The organism is Psychrobacter urativorans, assembly GCF_904846675.1.
Taxonomy (GTDB): Bacteria; Pseudomonadota; Gammaproteobacteria; order Pseudomonadales; family Moraxellaceae; genus Psychrobacter; species Psychrobacter urativorans_B.
In genome coordinates this window covers 1-1808 of sequence record NZ_CAJHBT010000051.1, presented here as the reverse complement: position 1 = coordinate 1808, position 1808 = coordinate 1, and the positions used below count along the sequence as shown (strand labels likewise).

At 40.4% G+C, this 1808-nt stretch carries 1 protein-coding gene; it reads right to left on the bottom strand.

Annotation, left to right across the window (positions count from 1 at the left end):
* Positions 1 to 453: 453 nt before the first annotated feature.
* A complete protein-coding gene (locus tag JMY06_RS11650; protein ID WP_201618408.1) occupies positions 454 to 1671 on the bottom strand; it encodes a YadA family autotransporter adhesin in 1218 nt (405 codons plus the stop codon).
* Between the last annotated feature and the right edge of the window lie 137 nt (positions 1672 to 1808).

Sequence of the window (1808 nt, the reverse complement as noted above, 5' to 3'; positions counted from 1 at the left end):
ATTATGAGAGTTTAGTCCCGTCAGGAAAAGCCGCCTGACTCCAATAAAACAGTCTCCGATATTGTCGGGGCGGTTCATAGTGCCTACTAACTCATCCTATCACACTCGACAATAATACCTTATGAATGAGAATCAAGATAAAATCAACGATTCGGTATTAATGAGTAGGCAAAATAATCTGCACCACCAAACCCTGAATGCTGTCTTGCCTATTGTGTACATTAAGCTGGCCTTTATGTGCCATAACCACCGCATGGACAATCGCTAATCCTAAACCATGGTAACCACCCGAAACTCATAAACATTTACTTTTATTAAAATTAGTCTTGATACTACATTTTAAACCATAAAAAAAGCAAGACATTGAATGTCTTGCTTTTTTTAGCTAGCATCTTAAACGAACGAAACTCTAGCTGATAATTACTTTAGCAGATAACTTCTTTTATTAGAAAATTAGAACTGATAACCTGCACCAACTGAGCCACCAAAGTTACTTTGGGTATCAAATGTACCCCCTGCTTTCATTACCCAGCGACCATCATTAGTTATTGATGAGATACCAATAGCCATTGCGCCTTCACTGTTATACGTTCCTAGCGAACCACTAACCATTGACTTACCTGGGAGGTAAGGTTGTGGTAGTGAAGCTATCGCCATTGCACTAGAGATACCAGCGTTAGCATCGTCTTTGATATCATCAACTCTGTAACCTAAAGAGTTAATTCTATCTGTATTCCTATTTACAGCTGAGTTTGTAACAAAAAGCTGACTACCATTTACAGCATCCGTACTGGTTGCACTTACTTGACCGCCAGCGACATTCTTTATCTGCCGCTCAGACCCTATTGAGCCAACGGATACTTGAGCACCTGTTTTTAAATTATTATCATCATCTAAAACATTACCAGCAATCTGATGTTGTACGCCACCTACTGTCATGGTCTTTTCAGAAGTAGCATCACTATCTGTCACTGACCCGGCGCCTAGAGCGACTGAGCCACGTTTAGTTGCTGACGATGCGACACCAAAGGCTGAAGAAGAAGTTCCTGATGAGCTAGCGTGAGTGCCCAGTGCAGTAGAAAGAGCGCCTTCAGAGCTTGATTTTACACCAATAGCAATAGAGGCGTCTCCAACTGATTTAGTATGTTCAATGAATATGGCATCTTCATTGGGGCCACTTGTATCGACAAGGTCACGTTTAGCATAAGATCTAAACTCAGTTTGAACCGTACCACTGTTTAATTCAGAACCCGCAGTACTGCCATCAATATTAGCTCTAGAGGCAGCTCTTAGATCATCACCGCCTATAGCAATAGTAGAATGGCCTTTTGCTTGCACATTGGAGCCAATAGCGATTGATTGCTCACCAATAGCCCTTGTATTGGTGTCACCAGTTGCGCTACCGCTACCAATAGCCACACTTTGGCCACCAAGAGCGTGTGCATTTTTACCTATAGCAACACCATGATTAGGGCTAGCTATAGCATCTGTTCCACAGGTTATTGATTTATCGCCTGTACAGGCTGCTGCTGTTGCCTGCATACTGAATCCAGCAACAATCAATCCTATTGCTACGGCACTCAAACGCAAGACGCCTGTAGATGAAAGATTAGAACCAACTTTGAAAGAGTCTGAAACTTCATTTCCGATAACTGCATAATTGCTATTCATAATATGTATTCCTTCATAAAATTATTAAATATAAAAAATAAAAGGCTATATTATAAAAAGTTCAAGTAACAAGATAAGAGTAGTTTTATTCTTATTTAGATAACATATCTTTACTGAAGCTGCCTATGGCTATACTT

Coding starts and splice junctions, on each gene's coding strand:
- JMY06_RS11650 (WP_201618408.1), bottom strand. CDS start 1,671: ATGAATAGCAATTATGCAGTTATCGGAAATGAAGTTTCAGACTCTTTC.